At 37.9% G+C, this 18,873-nt stretch carries 9 protein-coding genes; 4 read left to right on the top strand and 5 right to left on the bottom strand.

Features of this window, described 5'->3' with window-relative positions; genetic code table 11:
• Positions 1 to 62: 62 nt before the first annotated feature.
• The 5 genes from AABJ51_RS11245 to AABJ51_RS11225 form a co-directional block, all read right to left on the bottom strand.
• Positions 63 to 2,009, bottom strand: a complete 1,947-nt coding sequence (locus AABJ51_RS11245; RefSeq protein WP_338372626.1) for a protein-disulfide reductase DsbD family protein — start codon at positions 2,007 to 2,009, stop codon at positions 63 to 65.
• Between the two features lie 20 nt (positions 2,010 to 2,029).
• Positions 2,030 to 3,205, bottom strand: a complete 1,176-nt coding sequence (locus AABJ51_RS11240) for a redoxin domain-containing protein (RefSeq protein WP_321577280.1) — start codon at positions 3,203 to 3,205, stop codon at positions 2,030 to 2,032.
• 22 nt (positions 3,206 to 3,227) lie between these two features.
• Positions 3,228 to 4,640 (bottom strand): RagB/SusD family nutrient uptake outer membrane protein, encoded by a 1,413-nt coding sequence (locus AABJ51_RS11235; RefSeq protein WP_338372625.1) that lies wholly within the window; start codon positions 4,638 to 4,640, stop codon positions 3,228 to 3,230.
• A gap of 18 nt (positions 4,641 to 4,658) precedes the next feature.
• Positions 4,659 to 7,928, bottom strand: coding sequence for a SusC/RagA family TonB-linked outer membrane protein (locus AABJ51_RS11230; protein WP_338372624.1), 3,270 nt, complete (start codon positions 7,926 to 7,928; stop codon positions 4,659 to 4,661).
• A gap of 179 nt (positions 7,929 to 8,107) precedes the next feature.
• Entirely contained in the window at positions 8,108 to 9,892 is a 1,785-nt protein-coding gene (locus tag AABJ51_RS11225) for a tetratricopeptide repeat protein (RefSeq protein WP_338372623.1), read from the bottom strand.
• A gap of 359 nt (positions 9,893 to 10,251) precedes the next feature.
• On the opposite strand from AABJ51_RS11225, the gene AABJ51_RS11220 reads away from it, so the two are divergent.
• From AABJ51_RS11220 to AABJ51_RS11205, 4 genes are all read left to right on the top strand, one after another.
• Positions 10,252 to 10,950 (top strand): SMUG2 DNA glycosylase family protein, encoded by a 699-nt coding sequence (locus AABJ51_RS11220; RefSeq protein WP_338372622.1) that lies wholly within the window; start codon positions 10,252 to 10,254, stop codon positions 10,948 to 10,950.
• Positions 10,951 to 11,565: 615 nt separating this feature from the next.
• The gene (locus tag AABJ51_RS11215; RefSeq protein ID WP_084158555.1) at positions 11,566 to 13,926 is read left to right on the top strand and encodes a fasciclin domain-containing protein; all 2,361 of its coding nucleotides are present in this window, start codon (positions 11,566 to 11,568) and stop codon (positions 13,924 to 13,926) included.
• Positions 13,927 to 13,948: 22 nt separating this feature from the next.
• Positions 13,949 to 17,242: a SusC/RagA family TonB-linked outer membrane protein gene (locus tag AABJ51_RS11210; protein WP_338372621.1), complete on the top strand. Its 3,294-nt coding sequence runs from the start codon at positions 13,949 to 13,951 to the stop codon at positions 17,240 to 17,242.
• A gap of 35 nt (positions 17,243 to 17,277) precedes the next feature.
• Positions 17,278 to 18,873 carry a RagB/SusD family nutrient uptake outer membrane protein gene (locus AABJ51_RS11205; RefSeq protein ID WP_338372620.1) on the top strand — a complete coding sequence of 532 codons (1,596 nt, stop codon included), beginning with the start codon at positions 17,278 to 17,280 and terminating at the stop codon, positions 18,871 to 18,873.

Genomic DNA, 18,873 nt, shown 5'->3' with positions numbered 1-18,873 from the left:
TCAGAAAGAGAAGTTTGAGTGTTAATGTTCAAACTTCTCTCCTTTATCTAGAAAACAAATGTTTACTTTTTATAATTATTTAATCCTCCCTGTAGAAAATTTACATACGCTTCTATATCTTCGTCGTATGCATACGACTTGTTAAGAGGCATACCGTCATTATCTATCAGTACGTAGAATGGTTGGGCATTAGCTCCGAATTTGGAACGTTGAAGGTAACTCCATTTATCACCGATTGTTTTCAAAGTTTTTTCTTTTCCGTTCTCGGTTATAACAATCGGTTCAGCCAGCGGGCGTTTATCGTCTACATACAGTGTGATAAGTACATATTCATTTTCAATAATGCTGCCTACCCGTGTATCTGTCCAAACTGCTAATTCCATTTTCCTGCAATTTACGCATCCATATCCGGTGAAATCGATCATAACAGGCTTCCCGTTTTTTCGGGCATAATCCATTCCCGCATCATAATCATCAAATTTAGCATGTATTTCCTTGGTATACAAATTAAAATCCTGAGTATTCAACGGAGGAGCAAATGCACTTATTGATTTTAGCGGGGCACCCCACAAGCCGGGTATCATGTATACAGCAAAAGCTAATGAGATCAATCCGATAAAGAATCGGGGGATGCTTACTGTTTTGCTGTCGTCGTCATGCGGAAACTTCAACTTTCCGAGCATATAGACACCTAATAATCCAAATATGACAATCCACAAAGCAAGAAATGTTTCTCTATCCAGAATTCCCCACCCATAGGCAAGGTCTGCCACTGAAAAGAACTTCAAGGCAAAGGCCAATTCTATAAATCCTAAGAATACTTTAACAACATTCATCCATCCTCCGGATTTGGGTGTCGATTTAAGTATAGATGGGAATAAGGCAAAGAATGTAAACGGTAATGCTAAAGCGAAAGCAAAACCAAGCATCCCGATAGCAGGGGCTATAATGTTGCCGGACGTAGAAACCTCTACCAACAAAAATCCGATAATGGGACCTGTACAAGAGAATGAGACCAGAGAAAGTGTAAATGCCATGAGGAAGATTCCCAGCAGACCTCCCGTTTTTTCGGCTTTACTGTCTACGGCTGTACTCCATGACGAGGGTAAAGTGATTTCGAACGCACCGAAAAATGATGCTGCGAAAACGACCAGCATGATAAAGAACAGTATATTGAATACAGCATTGGTTGACAACGCATTTAATGCACTGGCTCCAAAAAGAAGCGTAACTGCCAGACCTAATGCCACATAAATAACTATGATGGACAGCCCGTAAATAATAGCTTGCCTGATGCCTTTCTTCCGATTTTCGCTGCGTTTCAGAAAATAGCTGACTGTCATGGGTATTATCGGCCATACGCATGGAGTGAACAGGGCAAGGCAGCCTCCTAGAAATCCGGTTATGAAGATGTATACCCAAGATGAATCATTCGAAGCCGAAGTTTCCCCGAAATTGTTTAATTCCGATACAACAGGCTTCCATAGATCATTTTTAACGGAGGTATTAACAGCAACATTACTTGTAGGTAAAGAATCGGTCGCATTGACTGTAGACCCATTCCCTTTTGTATAATTAAATTCAACTTCGGTTGGAGGCAGACAGCTCTCGTCATTACATGCGGCATACTCCAATGCTCCCTTGAGTACAAAGTCGGGAGACGTAATTTTTATTTTCTGAATGAAAACTACGCTTTTCTCGAAGTAGCGTAGATTCATATCAAAGATTTTGTCGAAAGTCTTTATCTCTTGTCCTTTGAATGTCAGTTTACCGTCTAGTTCGGCTCCTGATATTTTTTCTAGGGATATGGTTGTAGATATCGGACCTCCGGATGGCATTTCTGTAGAATATATGTGCCACCCATCATCTATAAGTCCGTTAAATGTTATTTCAGCCTCGGTTTCCGATAATATATTCAGTTTGCTGTTAAAGCGTACAGGCTCTTGAATTTGAGCCTGTACCTGAATTGATATAATTAAAACCAACAATGAAAAAAGAAATTTCTTCATCAGTCTATATTATTTTAGCTTTATTTAAATAGTTCCGCTAATTTGTTTTCGAGTTCTTCTCCTCTGATTTTTTCAGCGATGATCTTACCTTTTTCATCAACAAGAAACATTGCAGGAATTGTTTTTACCTTAAAGGCATCACTGGCTCCTTTAGTATCTAGGAAGTTAGGCCATGTAAGTTTTTCTTCATCCAAAGCTTTTTTCCAATCTGCTTCTTTTTTATCAATAGAAATACTTACGATCTCAAATCCTTTAGAGGAGTATTCTTTGTACAATTTTTTTAGGTTCGGGATTTCCTTGCGGCAAGGAGCGCACCACGAAGCCCAGAAATCGATCAGGTAATATTTTTTGCCTTGAGTTACGGCTGCTAGTGTAGTTTCGCTTTTATCAGCATTTTCCAGAGCAAACGGAGGAACATCTTTTCCGACAAAACCTTCAGGGAATAATTCTTCTTTTACAATCTTACCATAATAGCTGTCCTTTGCTTCTTGTGAAAAAGACTCATACCAGCTGTTCTGATCAGGGGTAAAGTAGCTCATTACATCCAGCATCAATAGAGGTCCCCACCAAGAATCTTTGTTGTCCATTACGATCTTTTTCATGGTAACTTCTACTGTATTGAAGAAATTCTTTTCGTCAGCTGCCAGTTTTTTTGCTGCATCGGTATTATTTAACGAATCCATAAGGGCTTTGTCGTTATTCATTCTGGCAGCACTTATTGCGTCAGAGATCGCTTTGTTATTCTCGTGATAAGCATTGTACAAGGAATCTAGCATGTTGCGAGGAGCTATTTTCGCTAGATACAGATCATTGGATGGACTTCCTTCTACTTTCAAATCTTCGAAAGTATAAGATATATTGCCGTTTGTATCACGTTTTTCGGCTTTTGCTGTAATTTTTATACTGCCGTTTTCAACCATTACTTTTATGAGTCCATAAGAGTTTTTTATATGGAGATAAAAGAGACGAGGTTCTTCGGTCGCTCCGGTGAAGGTGAATTTTCCTGCCGTAACTGCTGATTCGCTTATGGGCTTTTCGTCCTTATGAGTTGCTCCGGGAATTAATTCTACCTGTGCTCCATCTTCCAGTCCGGCAATAGAACCTTCAATCGTATAAGAGGTTGCCGGTTTTGAGCTGCATGAAGTTATAAGCAAGCATATAACTATAATACTTATAAAACTTTTCATTGATTTCATAATTTGATATTTTTTAGAGTCCTTATTTAGCTACATTTTGGGTTATTGTTCCGTTTCCGGGATTTTTAACCGCTCCATTAGGGAAAGGCATAGTCCACAGATGTGAAGTCGGAGATAGTGTAAGTGTTTTACCATCCACCACCTTAGTCAGAGTGCGTGCATATTTAGCGTCCAGATTATACCTGCGAGCATCTATGAACGGAACAATGGTTAATATCATCTCGTTGTCTTTTGTCAATCGGATGTATTCTATTGCTTTTTCTTCGGTTGATGCTGTCAGTGCGGTGTATTTGTCGGCAAGAATTCGTGTTTTACGTACTTTGTTTAATATATTCATTGCTTCATCTATGCTTCCGGTACGAGCAAGACATTCTGCTTTGATCAGGTAAACTTCTACAGTTGTCATTCCTCCGTTATTGAAGAAGCCTTGAGTAGTACTTACACAATATGTTTCGCTTCCGATTGTTCTCTTCTTCCATCTTATTGCTGCACGTGCATCTCCGTTTTCAAATTGAGCCTGACGTTCTACTGATATTGGGTTTTCGGTAGATGAATAAGATGTTGCACCATGTCTGAAATTATAATTTTCCACATAATAATAATTTGTCGGAGAAGGCATTGTTGTATATAAATCTGGATTTTCTATTCTCTCTTTATATTGAGCATAATACGATACCCAATCATACAATTCTCCATTTTCTGTCAAAGCCAGATCTGCATATTTCAAAGCTTCTGTATAATTACTCATTTGCAAATATACTCTTGCCAGAAATGCGTAAGCAGCTCCGATATTAGGATGCAGAGGTGTAGGCGAAGTTGATTTAAGAAAGGGTAGGGCTTCGTTTACATCATTCAGGATGAAATCGTATGTTTCTTTTACATTTCCTTGTTTGTAAGCAGCATTGATATCCGCATTGGTGATAAGGGGTACTCCCCCTTTAGATGCGGCAGTGCTCTCCTGATATGTATCGGCATAAAAATTCACGACATTGAAATAGTTCATCGCTCTTAATACCTTTGCATAAGCTATCAGTTGATTTTTCTCGGTATCGGTACCTTCTGTTGCCGTTGGAGCATGTTCTATAATCAGATTGCAGGACGAAATGGACTGGTAAGTTGTGTAGTAGGCACTTTCGTCCGAATTATTCAGATATATTCTGTCTGCCGATTCGTCCCACATATAATTCGCTTTGGTCAGCTCATAATAATTGAGATTGGCATTGGTTTGGTATCTGTCATTTAGCAGGTTTATGTCATTGGCTACGTCTACTCTTTGATTCGAATACTCGTCTCTGATAAATGCTTCGAAGTCGGCTAAAGTTGTAGGAATTTTTTTTCCTTTCGGTAAAATATCCAGATAATCACTGCATGACGTAAGGAATAAAACGGCACTAAATACAGCTAATATTCTTGTTTTTAATATATATGTTTTCATATCTTTCTTATTATTTGATTAAAAATTCAGATACAGACCTAATACATAATTCGGACTGTTATATCCACCTAAAAGATATTTAGCCTCGGAGCTTTCCGCTATCGTCATCAGGTTTTCGATATTAAACTGAACACGGGCATTACGCAGGAAGGCTTTAGTGCATATCTCGGAAGGAATGGAATAAGACAGAGCTATATTGCTTAACCGAACGTTAGATGCGCTGATTACATTTATATCTGCATTTGCGTATATAGTATATAAACTGCTGCTGTAATTGGGACTTTCTGCAAAAAGAATCCGAGGAATATCTGTGTGTGCTTCATCGCCGGGATTTCGCCACCGATTTGTTATTTTTTTGTTAGTAGCCGCTGCGCTTGTTATGTAAGCACCTGCAGCGCTAGACCAATCTGCACTAAGCGTAGGCAAGAATGTATTACGCATCTTATGGCCTGCTTCGTATATCAGCATGAATGAAAGGTCGAAGTTTTTGTATCTGAAATTACTACTGAACGAGCCGCTATGTACGGGAACCGTAGTACCGGCATAGTGAATAGCTTCAAGATCTGAAGGAATAGAAGATACTGCTTCTCCTTCTTCATTATACACCTGAGGGAGACCATCTGAGCTTAAACCTGCCCATTTATATGCATAAATTGCCTGATAGGGATTGCCTATGCGAGGATATTCCTTTGGATAATCCAGCTGCAGATAATAGACCGGAGCTTCTACATTTACATAGGTTACTTTATTTTTGTTGTACCCGTACACGAAAGTCGAACTGAAACCAAAATCTTTTGTTCTGATAATTTCACCTGATAAGGTTATTTCGACTCCCCGATTGTTCATCTCCCCATTATTTATTTTATAGGTAGAATAACCATAGCCCTCGGTAGGATTCCCTGTGACATTTGCCAGCAAGTCTTTTCCCGATTTATTATAATATTCAATAGTACCGTTCAGGCGATTACCGAATAAAGCAAAATCTGTTGCAATATTAGTTGTTGTTGTTTTCTCCCAAGATAATGAAGGATTAGGGCGAGTCGAAATTGTACCTTGAGTACCACCAACTGTTGTATTAGGCGTATAATAGGCAACCATATAGGGTGCTGCGTCTTTTGCAATATTACCAGCTATACCATAAGATATACGCAGTTTTAGACGATCGACCCATGGTAATGTCATAAATGACTCTTTTTCCAGATTCCAGGCTAATCCGGTTGACCATATGGGCTTATTCTGATACTTTGAGGCTGTTCCCCATAAGTTCGAACGATCCCAACGCAAACTACCCGTAAGCATATATTTTTCATCATATGTATAACCTGCATTACCATAAAATGATACAAATCGGTTTGTTACTTCCGAACTTGATGCCACATCTGATGTTGTAAGGCGTCCTCCCCAAATTGGAGTAAAATAGGCACCAGCCATTTTTGCAGCATCAATTAAAGTGTAAGTAAGGATATCAGGATCGTAATTGTAGAGAGTATTATTTGAGAACTCTGTTTTGTTTTCTCGTATTTCATTTCCAACTAATGCTGTAAGGACATGTTTTTCGTTGAATGTCTTATTTATATCAATTTGCTGTCTTGATGTATACGCTTTAGAATAGTAATTTACTGTATTGTATATATTACCGTATGGAATGTTAAATTCGGTTCCATTATCTCCTTCGGTGGCGAAACTATTTACTTTGTTCCGGACACTGTAAGAATCTTTAGCCGAAAGTTTAGAATATCTGTCTGAGCCATATTCGTATTGAAACATCGAACTGACATTCAACCAGTCTGTCAGTTTTATATTAAGACGGGCATATGTGCGGTTCTGAAAACTTTTGGTTTTTCCCAGATTTCGTCCGATTTCGTCCAGAGGTGTAATGTCCATGTTATACAGTCCATGATTTTCAATCTCCTGGATCTTGTAACGGGTCATACGAGATGAAGCCAATGAGGTGTAATTTGTTCCATCCGCATTTTTCAATACGTCATATGGCAGATATTTATATCCGGGAGAAGATGCCTTGTATGTTTGCATATTCTGATCCTGATAATAATTGTATGTGCCCAAATCTAATTTCAGCCATTTGGTGATGTCAAGACTGTTAGATATGTTTATACCTACCGATTGATCATCTGTATATAAATCTTCCTGCTTATTATTACGATATGTAACAGATGCCCTGAATATATTAGTGTCAGATGTCTTACCTATCGACAAGTTGTATTGCTGATAGAAAGGGTTGCGTTTGGTATACTTTTTCAGATCGTCATAATAACTATATCCTTGTTGAGAAAGAGTATTCAGACGGCTCTGGAGCTCTGATTCTGAGATATTTCCTGCATAGTAGTTCAGAATCGAAGATATGCCCTGTGTAGGATAGATGTTATCTTTTAGCATTTGTTGCGCATACTGTGCCGCGTTTGCCCCTTGCAACGAAGAGTTGCTGGCTGCCCATTCTTTTTCGATGTCAATGATGTCTGCTGAATTAGTCAAACCCTTTTTATAGTAAGAATAAGGAGAGACTGTGAATGTGCTGGAAAACGATACTTGGGTTTTTCCTCTTGAAGCTTTCTTTGTAACGATCACTACAACACCGTTTGCTGCCCGAGCTCCGTAAATAGAAGTGGCGGCAGCGTCTTTAAGCACTGTTATGCTTTCGATGTCTTCCATATTTAAATCAGGCAGACCTTCTAAAGACTTTCCTGTTGAACCATCAAAACGGACATTTTCAATCGGAAATCCATCTACGACATATAGAGGACTGGTCGCTCCGTGCATGGAGGTGGTTCCTCTTAATAAGCCGTTAGTAAATCCGGCAACCTGTCCATCCAATAAGGTGCTGAGGTTGCTCAATCTTTGTTTACTTAATGTTTCGGATGTAACTTTGGCGAATGATCCGGTTGCTCTTTCTCTCGAGATAGTCTGGTAACCTGTAACCACTACTTCTCCCAGATTTGCACTGGTGTCATTCATTTTGATATTAAAAACTCTCTTTTTTCCGATCACGAGACTTTGTGATTGATAGCCGATGAAAGAGAAAACAATAGAATCGGATTCGGATTGGGCTACAACTGAATATTTACCATTGTTGTCGGTAGCTGTGCCTCCTAATACCTTACTGCCACTTTTCAAAGAAATAAATACACCCGGCATTAAATTACCGTCGGTATCCGTTACATTTCCCTGAATACTTATACCTCCCGTTCCTACATTCTGAGCCTCCACCGTGTGCAGGCTTACTGCCAGAAATAAGAGAACAATTCTCAAATAGTTTAACATCCTTTTCATACTTATTGAATTTTCTAACATTTACCTTGAAAGCAAAATAATATTAAAAAAACCAATATTGCATTAAATAGATAGTTTCAAAAACGGCAATTGCTGTTTTTGAAGTAAAAAAGTCGAAAATTTGTTAAAACTGGATCTTTTTTAAGAGGTTGCGAAGATTTGATTAAAAAGCTAAAACTTTATTTCGATTTCATCTTTTCGAGAAGAACAACCTTCTCCCTATATTGAGACGGAGTCATGCCCACAGATGATTGAAAGGCTTTGTAAAAAGTTGTGATAGAATTAAAACCCAGATCAGAAGCCAATGCTTTGAGAGGAACGTCCGATTCGGGATCTGAAAGGGTACGTACCGCATCTTCGATTCTGAATGAATTGATGAAATGATTGAAGGTTACATTTGCATATGTATTTATAACCTGAGATAAATAAGTTCTGTTCGTATTTAGCGACAAGGCTAATTTTTCTTTGGTTATATCCTTTTGTCTGTATATATGCTCTTTCCGCATCAGATTGTCTAATCTGTTATATAGACTCAAACTCTTTTCATCTGTTAAAGATGACCCTGTATATTTATCCGGAACAGGATTATTGGGCTCTGTTTCTGATAATTCTGCGAGCTGTGCTTGCAGGTACTTTTCTTTCTTTATGGCTTCCTGATTGCGTTTTACAATTTGAAGATACAATTTGTTTTTCCTGTAATATGACAGATATGTACCTCCTAGCAATAAGATAATAAGAACCAAGGCGAATAATAAAGCCTGAATATTTTTCTCTTTTTGTAAGATAATCAGGTTACTTTGCTGTACTTCATTCTCATGTTTCTCCATGTCGTACTTTACACGTAATTCGCTTATAGACCTTTCTTTATCAGCATTAAATACGCTATCCGACAAATGATGATATATTTTATAATACATTATGGCACTCTCATAATTCTCTTCGAGTTGATACGTATCCGCGATCTTTTCATAGAGAGTCAGAGTATGTATGGTATTTTTGTTTTTTTGCGAAATGTCGAGCCCCTTATATAAAAATGCCAGAGCATCAGGATATTTTCGGTCTACAATCATTAATTTAGCTAATCCCAGATAAGAATCAACAATCGAGGATATTTGAGAATGTTCTTCGAACGACAATGCTTTATCAAACATTTCATGGGCCGAAGATTTGTCTCCTTTTTCCAGAAGAATATTTCCGTACAAGTTGTACACATTGGCTCTGTCATAGAAATTATTCTTATCCATTATGAACTCCGCTTCTTTTATATACTTCAAAGCCTCTTCATAATCTTTTTGTAAATAATACATGTAAGCCGAGTTGGTCGAACCACAAAAGATAAGGTAGGGATCCCGTTTTTTATGTCCCAGTTCATAGCATTCCAATGCATATTTCAGCCCTTTAGGGTCTTTCTTGAGATAGTATATGCCCGATATATTACACAGCAAAATCGAATACAACCTCTCGTTGGAACTTCTTTGCGCAGCTTGTATTCCTTCGAAAAAATAATTTATAGACCGGTAGTAATCCATTTCTATATTTGCAGCATATAGTCCTAACCCGTTATAAGCCGAAGCTAATGCTGAATCATTAGATAAACTGATAGCCAATTTAAGAGATTTATCCATATAATATCTCGATTCTTCCTGAACACCATTCATCATCAAAGCCTGCCCGAGATATATCCCGGCATACATTTGATATACTTCATTCTTATTAATGGTAGAGATGCTGTCCAGTTTTCTGGCATAAAATATGGTTTGGTTATAATCGCCTCTGTTTACGAGTAGTGACGATAGTTCTTTCAGTTCTTCATAATTATGTTTATCCTTATTCAGCTTTAATTTCAACTCTCTGATGGTGCGGTCGGGATTAGACGCATATTTCTGATCTTGAGAAGATAGCCCAAGTAGAATCAGATGCATGGCGATAAACGCAAGAAAACGATATGGAGTTGTCAATTTCATCTTTTAAGATCTCAGACCTATTTACAGCTTTGGTTAATATAAAAGCCAAAGCCTGTTATGAACTTATAATACTTTCTGTTGCTTGATACAAGTTGAAAGTTATTTTAAAGATAAATATCTTTCGAGTCACAAAATTAACCTATTATTTTCAACTGGTCAGGATTTTCTGCGTTTTAGAATGAATTTAAGTGAAATGATTAATATTTTAGCTTATTTAATAAGACATGAAGATTTTAAGTCGCCAGAGCAGAGCTTAACTTGTTTAGACTATGCCGAGTCATGCAAAATGACTAATGAAATTGAACTAAAATACCGATAATTCGTTTTTAGAAATAGAATATAAAAGCACTGATTTTTGAATGAGAAATAAAATAGCTGATCGAATTATTGATTTTAATAAGAATCTACATTATTCGGGGCAATTACCTGACGACTTCAGGGTTCTAAATCCTTATTTAGATAATCCCGAAACCATGAAGGTAATAGGTGAGTTTTATCGTAAATACTACAATGATACTAATCGCCGACAATTTATTATAGGAATTAATCCCAGCCGGCACGGAGCAGGTGTGACGGGTGTTCCGTTTACAGACACTAAACGCTTGGAAAGTGAATGCGGGATCGTCATGAAATCGGCGCAAACACATGAAGTCTCATCTGTTTTTATGTATGAAATGATAAATGCATATGGAGGGGCTGCTTTGTTCTACAATCAATTTTACATTAACTCTCCCTTTCCTTTGGCTATTATCCGCCGCACAAAAGGTGGAAATTGGGTGAATGCAAACTATTATGATGATAAAGACCTATTTATTATGGTAAAAGGGTTTATGATAGAATCTCTAAAAAAACATATTGAACTGGGATTAGATACATCGAAAGTATTTATTCTGGGGAAAAAGAATGCAGATTTTATACAAAAACTGAATAAAGAAGAACACTTATTCGATGAATTTACGGTATTGGAGCATCCCAGATATATTCAGCAATACAAGATGAAAGAGAAGCAGCTGTATATAGATAAATATATTTTGGCTCTTAATGGAATCTCAGGGTAATCAATATGTAATTGTGCTAAATGATAAAAAAAAATAAAAAACAATACCATAAAAAATGATCATTTAACTTCATTTTTCACAGAATATCTTCTTTAATATCTTCTAGATACTTATCTTCAAAAATGTATTTTCTACACTAAAAGACCCTTCTGCGCTAATATTTCCAGTGTTCAGGCATAATTTTCCATGTATATGTACAATTTTATATTCGTTATCTATTGCAACATTTATTTCTTTGCTAACAATCTAAGCTAAATGAAAACAGACGTTAAATTACATTACTTTTTCTAAACTTAATGAGAACACAATTATGATTGAAAAATAACGAACCTTTCCGGTATTTTTATATGCCGATTAATTACTAAGAAAAACTTTAGAAAGCACATATATGCTTCTTGGTATATATGTAATGAATACTTAAAAGATGTTTTATGCCTTATTTTCGATAATGAGGTATTGTATCTTATCTGAACTTCGATTAAAGTCACAGATCCATTTATTGATCGATAAAGTATAACTATACAGATAGTTATTTCTTATCTATACGTCATTAAATACTTGCTGTCGCTTATTGCACCTGTAAACCAATTTCTAATTACTAAAATTACGAATAGAATGAAGAGCACCTTACCTAAAATTCTACTACTTATGGTTATAGGCTTTTCCCTGATTCATTGCACAGAGGATAGGGATGAGTACTATAAAGATCCCTCTTGGGTCGCCCCTCCGTTGTATGATGTTTTACAACAAGAGGGGAGATTTACTAATTATCTAGAATGTGTTGACCGTACCTTGTATGCGACATCTTTACATGGAAGCGGTTTGTTTACATGTTTTGCCCCTAATGATGAGGCTTTTAAGTCTTATCTGTCTACAAATGGGTATAACTCGGTAAAAGATATTCCTCAATCGGTAATAGATCAGATTGTAGCCTACTCTCTGGTTTATAACTCGTATAAGTTTGATCGTTTGAGCGATATATTGAGCGGAGGATGGGATACTTTGCAAAGTATCAAAAAAAGAACAACTTATTATGAAGGTTTACATCGCGAATACAATGGTTCGGATTCTATATGGGTTGTAGATGCAAATGGCGAAGGCTCTTTTACCATCACAAAACCCAATTCGAAATATATGCCGTTTTACTTGTCGAGGTACTTCGATTCGCGAACAAAGCCTTTGACTGCCGAAGATTACAATACATTTTATCCCTCAAGCCAATATACTGGACGTAATGTACAGGATGCTTCCATATTACAGTCTGACCTGATGGCCGGAAACGGTGTTATTCATGAAGTCAATAAGGTCTTGGTTCCTTTACCGAATCTCGAGAAGATACTGAATGTAGATGATTATTCAATATTCCGTAAGCTTGTTCAGAGCAAAAATGCTTCCGGTGAGTATAATTATATTCGTTATAATAACTTCAGTGTCGTAGATCAGTATTTTAAAGAATTATATCCTTCTAAGAATATAAATCAGGTATATGTTAAGTTCTACTCAGGATTACAGGTTTCACTTAACTCAGAGGCTTATGGTACTTCTGATAAAGAGGCGGAGACCAATGGATTTACCCTTTTTGCTCCGGATAATAATGCTGTACAGAAATTCTTTAACGATAAATTAAAGGATTATTATTCGTCATTGGATAACGTGCCTTCCGATATTTTGGGATATTTTATAAATGCGCAGATGATAAATGAGTTGGTTTGGCCCGGAAACTATAAGGGAATGATGAATGCTCAGGGTGATTATCTGAATGGTGAAGGTGCTACAGGTGAGGGTTTTGATCGTACTCGTTATTATGATATAAAACCCGCCAGTAACGGATTTTTTTACGGATCGAATAGTTATATAAAAAGCCACTATTTCGAAACTGTTTTTGCCGAAGTACTGCTGAATCCTGCTTATTCTTTGCTGAAAAATGCTTTTAATAAATACTTTGAATCTTCATTGATGGAAGAGTTGATGCGTTCCGCCCTGAATGGGTATTCATCTAATGATTATATAATTCTTCTGCCAAGTGATCAGCTGTTAACAGCCGATGGTTTTAAATGGGAATGGCTGACGTCTGCCTATGGATTCTCACATTCCAATTCTTTAGTTGTAGCTGATACCCGTATGCAGCGTCTGATCAGGTCTCACATATTCAAGAGAATACATAATTCCGAAATAGATACCCGTTTAGCGAATCTCAATGGAAATTCGTCACTGGGATACGACGGTTTCGGTTATGCCGTAAATGCAGAGGGCGACTTTATCCGCTTCAAAAACGGAAAGATACAGATGTTAGGTAATTATGATGAAGAAAATTGGGTGACTGCTACTTTCAAGAAATCTTTTAATAACGGAACGGTATATACTATTGACAGGCTCTTGCAGTATTCTAGAAATACAACTATGCCCTCGTCTGTTGACGGGTGGCAGGAACAGCCTATGCTTACATATATACAGAAAGCATCTGCAAAAAATTCGAATGTCTCGATTTTCAGCGATTATATGACTGAACTGTTTACTCAGACTTCTTTGGCCTTCACCTTGAGTACTTCATCTTCCTATACAATACTTATGCCTAACAATGAGGCGATGCAGGCTGCTATAGCTGCAAAAGTATTGCCTACTATTGCTGAAACCAAAAAATCGATTAATGATTTGCAAAAGGCTATAAACTTTATCAAATATCATATTATTCCTAGTAAGGTATATGTAAATGACGGTTACAACAGAGTACTTCTGTCTAGTGGTGCTACTCAGGCATACGATGTCGCCTCTACTTTGCATAAAGTGCTTATCACTTCTACTTATCTGAGAGTCGAAAAGTCGAATGGAAATTTGCTGTTCAGAACTCAGAATACCGGATCGGTTAACCGTTCGGCTGAAGTAGTTAAAGGTGTAAGCCATAGCAATATTTTTGGAGCTAAAGCCGTGCTCCACGAAATAGATAACTATTTGGAATATATACCTGAAGAAGAATAATTACCCTTAAATCAGATTATCAATGAATAGAAAAAATTCAATCTTATATCTATTGTTATGTCTGTTTCTGATGACAGGGATGACGTTACACGCTCAGGAAAGCGTACTTATACGGGGAAAGGTCACTTCGGCTACGGACAAAGAGCCTATAATTGGCTGTTCGGTAGTGGAAATGGATAAAGACAACCGTATTGTGATAGGATCTCAAACCGATTTAGATGGTAATTTTAGTCTTAAAGTTACACCTAAAGCCGGTCACAAACTTGTTTTTACGACCATCGGTTTCAAATCGAAGAGTATAGCTTTGTCTACAGCATCCAGAGAGATTAATTGTGTGATGGAAGAAGATGCTAAAGGTTTGACTGAAGTTGTTGTTACTGCCAAAAAGAAAGCTAATGCCGGTCCGTTTGCTATAGCAGAGCGAGACATGACTTACGCATACAGTAAAATAGATGCCGGAGAAATAGAAGATTTGCCTGTTGCCTCTATTGACGAAGCCTTGCAGGGACGTATGGCCGGAGTGGATATCACTGCTACTTCGGGAGAGCCCGGAGCCGGTATGGCTATCCGTATACGCGGAACGTCTTCGATAAATTCGAATGCTAATCCGCTTATTGTTGTCGATAATATTCCTTATGATGCCACAATATCATCTGATTTTGACTTTGCTACCGCCGATGAAGACAGTTATTCGCAGCTATTGAATATATCTCCTTCTGATATTGCCGAAATATCGGTATTGAAAGATGCCGCTGCTACTGCTTTGTATGGTAGTAAGGGTGCTAACGGTGTATTATTGATTAAAACTAAACGTGGTACTTACGGACCGCCCCGTATCTCGTATTCTTTCAAAGGATCTGCGACGACAATGGGTTCTCCGATAAAAACACTCAACGGAAACGAGTATGTGACAATGATACAGGAGGCTTTCCAGAATTCGGGTACACCGATAGATTTATCTTCTTATCCTGAATTTGCGCGTGACCCTAATAATCCTTATTATTATCACAATTACGGACAGGATACCGATTGGGTTGATGCTGTTACTCAAACCGGATGGACACAAGATCATAACTTGTCTATCTCGGGAGGAGGAACTAAAGCTCTGTACCGGATGTCGTTGGGGTATTATAATCAGAAAGGTAATGTTATCGGGCAGTCTTTGGATCGTGTGACGACTAACTTCAATCTGAATTATAATATTTCGGAACGGATGCGTGTTTCGGCTGACTTTTCGTATACACACTCCAAGAATAATAAAAACTACATGACCGATTTATTGGAGTCGGCATATACAAAGATGCCTAACCAATCTATCTATGAATATACTGATACCGGCGTTAATACCGGAAAATATTTTTCACCCGCAACAACGCCTCAGGGAGACTTTACTTCTGCTAACTTAAGCAAATACACAGGGGGAGTATACAACCCGCTGGCAATGGCCGAGGAAGGAACATGGGATGTGATAACCGACCGTATCAGACCTAAATTTTCGATTCAATATCAGATTATTCCCTCTCAATTGATACTCGATGCCGATTTGGCTTTTGATATCAGCAGTGAAAAGAATAAGAAGTTTTTACCTCAGATCGCAACCGGACGACCTTGGTATGAAAATACGGTGAACAGAGCCGAAGATGCCGATGCCGAAGCTTTTCTTGTACAGACATTTACTCGTCTCTCATATAATCCTAAGTTGGGAAGCGATAAGCACACTCTTTTCTTCGGAACACAATTCTCCACTTATGATAAGAAAGTAGAAGGCTGGGGGCTTGTATCTGCTAATACCGCATCGACCGAGATTCAGGATCCTTCATTATCATCTCGTATTATTTCCACCGCATCTTCTCGTACTCAAGAACGTACTATGTCTGCGTTACTTACTGCTCAGTATGGGTTTATGGACAAGTATTTGTTGAATGGGGTGATTCGTATGGATGGAGATTCTAAATATAGCAGAAAACATCGTTACGGATATTTTCCGAGTCTATCGTTCCGTTGGAGAATTTCGAATGAGTCGTTCATGAAGAAATTCGAATTTCTAGACGATCTTAGTTACCGTATCAGCTATGGTGTCAATGGAAATGCCATCTCTAAAAACTATCTGTATTACAAACAATATGGCTCTTACGATTATACATACCTTGGTCAACAGGGGGTATATGTATCAAGTATGCAATTGGAAGATTTGAAATGGGAGCAAACATCCGAAATTAATACCGGTTTGAATTTTATAGCATTCAATGACCGCATAAATATCGATTTCAACTGGTATAAACGTACCACTGATAATCAATTCTTCGAAAAAGCGGCTATTTCTAATACTTCGGGTTATAATAATATTCCGATGAATGCAGGAACAATTGAGAATAAAGGATGGGAGCTTGGGATATTTTCAACTCCGTTCAAGAACAAAGACTGGACAGTTAACTTCAGAATGACTTTGGCTCATAATGATAATATTATCACCAAGTTATCAGATAATATATCTACATCTACAACGCCTACTGCATCTAACGGTAATTTCATGACCCGTATACAGGTGGGTAATCCGGTTGGATCGTTTTATGGATACAAATACGATGGTGTATATCTGAATGAGGCGCAGACCATTGCAAAAGATAAGAGCGGCAATCCTATTTATACCTATGAAAACGGACAAAGAGTTCCCGTGAAAATGAAATTCTGGTATCCGACTGTGGGCTACGAATTCGAAGCGGGAGATGCCAAATATGTGGATATAAACAACGATGGGAATATCAATCAACAGGATATTGTCTATCTGGGAAATGCTAACCCTAAACTGACCGGAGGTTTTGGTCCCGGTGTGAAATATAAGAACTGGTCGCTGGATGCTTATTTCAATTTCCGTTATGGCTGCGATATAATTAACTCCACAAAAATGTCGATGGAGTCGATGTACGATTTTAAAAATCAAAGTAAAGCCGTACTTCGCAGATGGCGTACACCTTATGAGAATGAAGCAGATGCTCCGGCTGACCTTCTGCCTCGTGCCTTGTATAAAAAAGGATATAACTGGCTGGCATCAGACCGTTACGTCGAAGATGGATCATTCCTGCGTTTCCAATCGCTGACACTGAAGTATACATTCGAAAAAGATGTTGTTCGACGTTTGGGTGTTTCAGCATTGAGTCTGTATTGTACACTGTATAATCTGTATGTATGGACTAATTATTCTGGATTGGATCCGGAGGTAAGCTCGAGAAGTAATGACCTGAATAAATTGGGTTATGATACATCAAAGGCTCCCCGTGCGAAAACAGCCTCTATCGGAATTAACCTTACTTTTTGATGGAAAGAAATCAATAACATGAAATAGATAATATTATGATAAAAAAGATATTTGCCATACTCGCAATTTCCGTATTTATGATTTCCTGCTCGGACTGGCTCGATTTGGAACCTGTGGATGGAATTGTGGATTCTAAATTCTGGAAGAATAAAGAAGATGTAGAGTCGGCTGTGATAGGATGTTACTCATCGATGTTGGATGAATCATTGATAAAGGATTTGTACATGTGGGGTGAGCTCAGAGCAGATCTTACCACTACCGGAACATCTGCCAATGCAAACGTTTCGAATATAATAAAAGGAGAAATAAGTACCGATAATGCGATAGTACTGGATTGGGGTGCACTTTACACAACAATAAATCAATGTAATGATGTGCTGGAAAATGCCGCAGCTGTACAATCCCTGGATGCTTCTTTCTCCGATAAATTGCTTAAACAATATGAGGGTGAGGCTATTACTCTCAGAGCGATGATGTACTTCTATTTGGTACGTTCTTTTAAAGATGTTCCATTTATAGAAAAAGCATCTTCTTCAGATAAGCAAGACTATAATGTTCCCAAAACCGAAGGTGATGAGATATTAGAGACTCTGGTGACTCAGCTGCTAACTGCTATTGATAATCTACCTCTGACTTATAAAGACAATGACTCGAACAAAGGCCGGATGACCCAATGGTCTGCAAAAACCCTTTTAGCGGATATTTATCTGTGGCAGGAAAACTATCAGGCTTGCTCTGATCTCTGTACTCAGATAATCGGTTCGGGACAATTTTCTCTTATACCTGTGTCAAAAGCAAAATACGAGGTGATAAACGGGTCTAACATCGATAGTGTCTATCATGTGAGTGAATCGGATGTCAATTCGTTGTTCGATAAGCTATATGTGACCGGCAATTCTGTAGAAAGTATATTCGAAATACAGTTCCCTAAGACTCATGAAACTCTAACAGACCCATTCTATTTATGGTTTAATCAGATACGTCCGGCATTAATTCCTAATTCGGAAATACTATCGGAAGAGATTTTTCCTGAATATACTGGCGATGACCGTGATGTGTATGATATAAGAGGTAACTCTTTTTCTTATAAAGGTTCTTATATATGGAAATGGGTAGGGCTTGATCGTTCATCTGCAATGAGAACAAGACAGACATTCCCTCATTGGATTGTTTACCGCTATCCCGAAGTTTTATTGATGAAAGCTGAGGCACTTACTCAACTGTCAAAGACAAATAATGATCAGACAAAATTGAAGGATGCTTATGCTCTTGTAAAGCAGGTGAGAGAAAGAGCAAATGCAATAGAAACTCCCGAAACTAATTTCGATAATGAGACTGAAATCAGTCCGCTGTTACTCGAAAAACTAATCTATGATGAGCGGGGCAGAGAATTTGCATTCGAAGGAAAACGTTGGTATGATGCTCTGCGCCATGCGAAACGTGATAATTTCTCGGAAGTCAACTATTCTTACTTACAGCAATTAGCGATAAATGCTGCACCAGCTGATAAACTGACCAGCCTTCTGGTAAAATACAAGAGCGAATGGTTCTGTTACTGGCCTATATTGCAGTCGGTTGTAGAAACCAATCCGAATCTGACGCAAAATCCATTTTATGCATCATCTAAATAA

The sequence above is a fragment of the Indolivaga capnocytophagoides genome, from assembly GCF_036511535.1.
GTDB lineage: Bacteria > Bacteroidota > Bacteroidia > Bacteroidales > Dysgonomonadaceae > Dysgonomonas_A > Dysgonomonas_A capnocytophagoides.
The sequence above is the reverse complement of the archived record's forward strand: the minus strand, read 5'-3'. Positions and strand labels throughout refer to the sequence as shown.